Annotated in this window: 5 protein-coding genes and 1 pseudogene; 3 read left to right on the forward strand and 3 right to left on the reverse strand. The window is 76.9% G+C overall.

Annotated elements, in window-relative coordinates; translation table 11 throughout:
* From EBN88_RS30910 to EBN88_RS27665, 3 genes and pseudogenes are all read left to right on the forward strand, one after another.
* A pseudogene (locus tag EBN88_RS30910) lies at positions 1-1048 on the forward strand (hypothetical protein); the annotation flags it as partial.
* Entirely contained in the window at positions 1045-3081 is a 2037-nt protein-coding gene (locus EBN88_RS27660; protein ID WP_122399776.1) for an AAA family ATPase, read from the forward strand. The pseudogene EBN88_RS30910 and the gene EBN88_RS27660, both read left to right, overlap by 4 nt.
* Positions 3078-3728, forward strand: coding sequence for an FHA domain-containing protein (locus EBN88_RS27665; RefSeq protein WP_122399777.1), 651 nt, complete (start codon positions 3078-3080; stop codon positions 3726-3728). The genes EBN88_RS27660 and EBN88_RS27665 overlap by 4 nt, the downstream gene beginning before the upstream one ends.
* An 88-nt stretch (positions 3729-3816) precedes the next feature.
* On the opposite strand, the gene EBN88_RS27670 is transcribed toward EBN88_RS27665, so the two are convergent.
* From EBN88_RS27670 to EBN88_RS27680, 3 genes are all read right to left on the reverse strand, one after another.
* A complete protein-coding gene (locus EBN88_RS27670; RefSeq protein WP_122399778.1) occupies positions 3817-4461 on the reverse strand; it encodes an RES family NAD+ phosphorylase in 645 nt (214 codons plus the stop codon).
* On the reverse strand, positions 4461-5150 hold the full coding sequence (locus EBN88_RS27675; RefSeq protein ID WP_122399779.1) for a hypothetical protein: 690 nt from the start codon (positions 5148-5150) through the stop codon (positions 4461-4463). The genes EBN88_RS27670 and EBN88_RS27675 overlap by 1 nt, the downstream gene beginning before the upstream one ends.
* A 4-nt stretch (positions 5151-5154) precedes the next feature.
* Positions 5155-6606, reverse strand: a 1452-nt coding sequence (locus tag EBN88_RS27680; protein ID WP_147472873.1) for a CHAT domain-containing protein, incomplete at its 5' end; no start/stop codon positions are given.

Consider the following 6606-nt stretch of genomic DNA (forward strand, 5'->3'; position numbering starts at 1 on the left):
GGAGGCCGCGCGCCGGGCCGAGGCGCTGCGCGCCCGGCGCGAACGCGCCCTCGCCGCCTATGCCGCCGCCGACACCGAGGAGGCCGCCGCCCGCGCGCTGCCCCCGTACAGCGCGCCCCTGCCGGACGCCGAGTTCCTGACCGCCGAGCAGGCCACCGCGCTGGGCGCCGAACTCCTCGCCGGGCTCGACCTCAACGTCTCTCCCGAGGAGAGCGCCCGCGTCGAGGCGGCCGTCGCACACGCCGTCGAGCAGGCCCCGAGCCGGCCGGTCGCCGCTGCCCGCCACCTCGCGGAGGCGCGCGACCTGGCGTTCACCGCCAACTGGCGTGCCGCCGACCAACGCGAGACCGCCGAGTGGGCTGCCCAGCAACTCCGCCTGCTGCGCGAGCCGTTGCCGCCGCTGCCCGACGGCAGCGCGCCGCCGCCCGTGCCGGCGGCCGAACTCGCCGCACTGGAAGCCGTGGTGGAACGTGGCGCCTCCGTCACCGCCCGGCAGCGCGCCGAGATCGCCGGCCGGGTCGCCGAACGGGAGACCGCGCTGCGGCGCCTCTATGTCACCCAACTCCTGCGCCGTTCCCTGGCCCAGCAGGCCCGGCGCCTCGAACGAGCCGACGACGAGGGCGAGTGGGGAACGCCGACGGTCACCCGGGTGGCCCCCGGCATTCAGCACATCGAGTGGGCGCCGCCCGACTGGGGCGACGAACACTGGCTGCGGATCGTCGTCGACCGGGCCGGGACGCTGCGCGTGTTGACCATGCGCAGCGTCAGGGAGCACCACGAGGACACCGAGGCGGCGCGCGCCCTGGACCGCGCGCGCTGCCGGGAGGCCGGCGCCCTGCTGGCCGCCCTGGCCGACGCCGCCGAGGCGGCCGGGCTGCCCCTGGAGGTCAGCTTCGACGAGGAGCGCCCCGTCGCCGGCGTCCGCCACCCGGCCCCGGACGGCCGCCCCGTCACGGCCCGCCGCCCGGGCCGGTCGAGTAGCCGGCGGGACCAGGACGCGCGGTCGCCCCGTTACCGAAGCCGTGACGAAGGGACCGAACGCCGTTGACCACCGCCGGCCGCGAGCGGCAGAACCGCCGCCGACTCCCGCCGTTCGCCGAGGAGTTGGACGGCACGCTCGCCGTGCACTCCCAGTTCGTGCTCCACGGCAACGTCCGCGACGACTATCTCGTCGTGCACCGGGGCCAGGACCGCACCACCGACATGGCCGGGCTGCTCTGGCACCTGCTGCGCGCCCGAGGCTACGAAGCGCTGGTGCGCTACGACGCGGTGGACGGCTTCACCGTGCACCCGGGCAGCGCGCTGCCCGACGTCGAGCGGCTGCTGGGCCGGGGTCGGGTGGGTCGCTTCCACCACGGGCGGCTGGTGCGCGCCGACCGCGCGCCCCGGATCGACGAACTCGGCCCCCTGCTGCGGGCGTTGGCCACCGGCATCGAGGCCCCGCAGCGGCTCGCCCTGTTGATCGACTACGCGGCACGCCTGGCCACCGACGTCAACCGACTCAGCGACGCCGAACGGGACTTCTTCCTGGGCTGCCTCAAACTCGCCGACGAGGTACGGCCGTTGACACACCACCGCACCGGCCGTTCCCTCTACAACCCGGTGGTCTGGCTGGCCGACGGGGAACGGGACCTGCCGACCTGGCTGGTCTCCGGCAGCGACCGCATCCGCACCATCGGCGTGCCGCTGCCCGACCTGGAGGAACGCGGTCGGCTGGCCCGGCTGCGGATCGCGGCCGTCGCCGAGGCGGCGGGCACCGAGAGCGCGGGGCCCGTTCTCGCGCCGGCGCGCGAGCCGCTGCCGCCGCTGCTGCGCAAGGGCGCGTCCGGCCCGACCGCGCCGGTGAACGCGCCGGAGGGCACGCCGGTGAACGCGCCGGCGCTCGCGCCCGAACTGGAGCGCGCCGTCGACGGGTTCGCGCGGGCGGCCGACGGGCTGACGCTCCGCGCGATGCGCGAGTGCGAACGGCTGGCCGCCGACCGGGCCTGGCCCCTGACCCGGATGCCGGACGCCGTCCGCGTCTACCGGCTCGGCGTGGAGAACAACCCCTGGCGACGCGGGCATGTCAGGCAGCGGATTCGCGAGGGCGAGGCGTTCATCCGGTCCCGGGTGAAGGGCCAGGAGCCCGCCGTGGTCAAGGCCACCGACATCCTCAAGCGCGCCGCCCTCGGCCTGTCCGGCGCGCAGGCCGCCAACCCCGGACACCGGCCGCGCGGCGTGCTGTTCTTCGCCGGCCCCACCGGCACCGGCAAGACGGAGCTGGCGAAGTCCGTCGCCACCGTCCTCTTCGGCGGCCCGGAGTCCTGCCTGCGGTTCGACATGAGCGAGTTCTCCGCGCCGCACTCCGCCGACCGGCTCGTCGGAGCGCCGCCCGGCTATGTCGGCTACGAGGCCGGCGGCGAGCTGACCAGCGCGGTGCGCACCGACCCGTTCCGCGTCATCCTCTTCGACGAGATCGAGAAGGCGGACAAGGGCGTCCTCGACAAGTTCCTCCAGGTGTTGGAGGACGGCCGCCTCACCGACGGGCAGGGCATCACCACCCACTTCAGCGAGTGCGTGATCATCTTCACCTCCAACCTGGGCGTCCTGGCCGAGGACCCGACCACCGGGCTCAAGCGCCGGGTGGTCGAACCGGGCACGCCCTACGAGGAGTTGGCGGCGACCGTGCACGCCAACGTCGAGCGGCACTTCACCGAGGTGGTGGGCCGGCCCGAGCTGATGAACCGGCTCGGCGGCAACGTCGTGGTCTTCGACTTCATCGGCCCCGAGGTGGCGCGCACCATCTTCGACCTCCAGATCGCCAACATCGCCGCCCGGCTCCGCGACGACCAGCGGCTCCGGCTGCGCCTCGACGCCGACGCGCGCGACCACCTCGCCAAGCGCTGCACCGCGCGGCTGGAGAACGGCGGGCGCGGCATCGGCAACGAGCTGGAGACCACCCTGGTCAACCCGCTGGCCAGGGCGCTGTTCGACGCGGGCGACGTGCCCGAGCACAGCGTGGTCACGGTGGCCTCGGTGGCGGAGGGCCCGGACGGGACCGTGCGGCTGCGCCTCGACATCGAACGGCCACCCGCGTCATGACCGGCGCCGGCGGGGGAGCGGGGGCGGAGGTCGGCGGGGACGACCCCTGGGACGAGGGCGGGGACGACCCCTGGGACGAGGGCTGGGACGATCTCTTTGGCGGGCGGGGCCCCCGCGACGACGGCCACGTCGAACCGCCCGCCGCCGCCACGCCCCAACCGCCGCCCGACGAACCCCGGCCGGACGAAACGCTGTTGGCCACGGACTCGCCGCCGGACACCGAGCCCGTGATCTGCTGGAACTGTGAACAGCCCGCGCCGGCCCGCGTCGATCCCTGCCTGGTCTGCGGCAGCCCCCGCACGCACCTGGTGCTGACCCTCCTCGCCCCGCCCCTGCGCGCGGTCGCGGGACCCGGCAGCCCGCTGCGGTTGGGCCGCGACGCCCGCTGGGCGCCGGCCACCGCGCCCCACCTCGCCGCGGCCCGGGGCGTCTCCCGTCGCCACGCCACCCTCTCCGTGGAGCACGACGGCACCGGCTGGCTCGCCGAGGGCACCCCGGCCGGCAGCCGCAACGGGACCTGGCTCAACGGGCAGCGCGTCGAGCCGGGCGCGCCCCGGCGGCTGGCGGACCGCGACGAGGTGGCCCTGGGCCTCCGGGTCCGGGGCACGATCCGCCTCCACCCGCCTCCACGGGCCGAGCCCTCGTGAGCCGGGGCGCCCGTGAGGCCGGCTCACGGCCAGCCCGGGGAGGGCATCGGCCCGGGCGCCGCCGGCCCCGGGCCCAACGCCCCTCCGCCTACGGATGGATGGCGGCCAGCAGCGGCGCCAGCCAGCCGTTGGCCCGGTCCCGGCCCGCCGGCGTGGACAGGTCGAAGGTCTCCGATGGCTCCGCCGCCAAGGCGCCCGCCGCGCAGCGGTCGCCGAACAGCACCAGCGCCAGCCCCGACCTGCGGCGCCGCGACTGCCACACCATCCCCTGCGCGGCGGGCGCGTCCCGGCGCAGGGCCTGCGCCCAGTACCGGGTCTGCGGGGCGCCCGCGCCCTCCGCCTCCAGCAGCCAGTGGTCCTGCTTGACGGCCGCCAGGTCCTCCTCGGTCACCAGCTGGATCAACGTCAGCGGCGCCGTGGTGGTCAGCAGCGACAGGGCGTAACCGTCGGACTGCGCACGGGGGATGAGCCGCTCCCCGCTGGGCCCGCCGAACGGCCGCGACCGCAGGAACACCTCCGCCAGCGCCGTCGCCGGCTCGTCCGCCGCATAGAGGTAGGGGTAGGGGTCGCTGGTGGTGCCGTCGAAGCGGTTCCCGCCGAAGTGGGTGTGCGCGGCGACCGGGTTGAACGCGGCGGCCGGGTAGCGGGTGCGGTGGCAGCGCCACAGCCGCGTCCCGGCGGGCAGCGCGGCGAGCCGGGGCGTGAGCCCCTCGGGGGGCGCGTACTCGGGCATCAGTCCCCCTCCACCAGCGCGCGCGCCGCCTCGACCAGCAGGAAGTCCGGGATCTCGCCGACCAGTTCGGCGGGCGTGCCCTCCAGCCACACGTTCCCGCCCAACCACCAGTCGGCGGCGCCCCACGGGTCCTCGTCGGCCAGCAGCAGCGCGTTGACCCGCCGGACCACGGCCCTCGGGCCGCCGTCCGGGCCGAACTGGAACTCCGGGCAGCGCGCCCCCCGTTCCGGGTCGGGCAGCCGGATCAGGCCCTCGGCGGCGCCGGGCGCCACCTGGTCGGCCGGCCGGGACGGCGCCGCCAACAGCCGGCGGCGCGCCGCCCGGAGGATGTCCTCCGTGGTGACGCCGTCGCCGTCCCCCGCCGGGTCCCGGCCCAGGGCCGGCGGCGCGTCCCAGGCCGCGACCAGCGCCCTCAGCTCCGCCACCCGCCCGGCCGCGACCTCGTCGACGCCGCCCGGCAGCAGCCGCACCCCGTCGCTGACGGCCCGGCGCACCGGGCTGTCCAGCGGCAGGTCCAACAGGACCCGCCGTATCCGGAGCACGGCGAGCCGCCGCGCCCTCTCCTCGTTCCCGGCGCGTTCCAACGCGGCCAGCGCGTCCCGCAGTTCACGCCGCTCGTCCGGCGTCAGGTGCTCGCGCACATGGTCCTGGTGGCGGGTGAGGAGTTCGATCAGCTCCTCGGAGTTCACCCGGTCATCGCCCCGCTTCCTCTGATGAGTTCTTCGGTGATTCGGTCGGTGGGTCCTTCGGTGGGTCCTTCGCCAGGGCCTTCGGCGGGTCCTTCGGCGAGTCCTTCGGTGGGTTCGGGCGCGGGCTGCCCTGGTGGACGAACGCCGCCCACTCCGCGACCCGTTGGAGCGAGGGCCGCCGCGCCTCGCGCGCCAGCTGCCCGCCCATGCCCGGCGGCGGGCGCCGTTCGGGATCGAGCATCCACAGCTGCGCGGCGCGCAGCGCGTCGGCGGGCGCCAGCCCCTCGACGGTCAGATGGTGGTGGAAGACCACCATCATCAGCGCCGAGGCGCCGTCCACCGTCGTCCAGCGCGACCCGACCGCGTCCGAGGCGCCCCGGGCCACCAGCGCGGTGGTCAGGGTCAGCGCCTCGTCGTGGTCCCGGCGGCTCAGGTCCGTCTCGCAGGCGCTGAGCACCACCAGGGGACCGGGCTCGCCGGGGGCCGGGCCGCCGCCCGGCCGGTCGAGCAGCCGGGTGACGGTCAGCAGCCCGCCGTCCCCCGACGCGTCCCCGTCGTTCCCGCCTCTCCCCGTCCCGTCCGCGCCGGCGTCCGCCAGCGCCAGCGCGGAGACCGTCGGCCGCGCGCCGGCCTCGCCGTGCGAGGCGATATGCAGCAACGAGGCGGGCCCCGTCCCGTCCGCCCCACCGTTCGCCGTCCCGTCCGCCCCACCGTTCGCCGCCCCCGGGAGGAGCGCCAGCAGCTCCTCGGGCGTGCCGGCACCCGCGATCCCCTCCGGGGGCGGCCCGGTCGCCAACTCCCCGTAGAGCGCCGCCCGTTGGTAGTGCGCGGCGCGCAGCGTGAGGACCTCGTCCGTCGCCCACAGCAGGTCGAGGCGCGGGTCCGCCACCAGCACCGGCCGCTCCCGCACCGGCCGCCGCGCCCGCCCGGCGGCCTCAAGGAACTGGGCCCCGGAGGCGGCATAGCTGAACACCGCCACCTCACAGGCGTGGCCCCCGGCCAGCCGGGCCGCGTGCCAGGGCACCACGCCCAGGTTCCCGCAGGGCACCAGCACCAGCCGCACCGGCGTCCTCCGCACGCCCTCCGCCGCCAGCCGCTCCAGCAGCGGCCCGACGACGGCCGGGCCCGCCCAGGCGCACAGCTCGTCCAGCGCCGCCTCCCAGCCGGACTCCGCTTCGGGCGCCTCCGCCTCGCGTGCCCGGCGTTGGCCCGACCGCCGGGCGGCGGCGGTGAGATACGCCTCCAACGGCCGCCGCCCGGCGGCCGAAAGCCCCGGCAGTGGCAACGCGACGACCGGCCCCCCCGGCCCGCGCACCAGCAGCGCGGCGCCGTCGTCCCCGCCGAACCCCGGCACCAGATACACCAGCGCGTCCGCCCCCGACGCCGCCACCCCGTCGGCCAGCTCGGCCGGCTCCGGCACCGCCGCCAGCGCGCCCCGGCCGCCTGGCGCCGCCCG

It is taken from the genome of Streptomyces triticirhizae, from assembly GCF_003696235.1.
In the GTDB taxonomy this organism is placed as follows: Bacteria; Actinomycetota; Actinomycetes; order Streptomycetales; family Streptomycetaceae; genus Streptomyces; species Streptomyces triticirhizae.